General features: G+C 41.9%; 1 protein-coding gene. It reads right to left on the reverse strand.

Annotation, left to right across the window (positions count from 1 at the left end; all coding sequences use genetic code 11):
• Positions 1 to 256: replication initiator protein A (locus tag A3712_RS23175; protein ID WP_197465897.1), on the reverse strand; the 256-nt coding region annotated here is incomplete at its 3' end.
• Positions 257 to 279 lie beyond the last annotated feature (23 nt).

Here is a 279-nt window from a genome sequence, read left to right on the forward strand (position 1 = left end):
ATATTTCCTTTTTGTTTTCCAAAAAGAAAGAGGTTGATGATAGACGTTTAAGCGATGAAATTAACCACTTGTAATCACTCCCACCTGTGCTGCGCCCAATATCAGTTAACAGCTCATTGCAAGTTGTCTTGATGTTCAGTGTGGGAAGCCTTTCAATGCTCAATTCTGCTCTTTGAGATGGCTTGTAGCCCTTTAACTCAGACTTTAAGCCCTCGGGTGTACGTGCGGGGTTAACTAGATATTCCTTTTGCTCCATAGTGTTTACATGACTGCGAGCAA

It is taken from the genome of Vibrio sp. HI00D65 (assembly GCF_001635455.1).
In the GTDB taxonomy this organism is placed as follows: Bacteria; Pseudomonadota; Gammaproteobacteria; order Enterobacterales; family Vibrionaceae; genus Vibrio.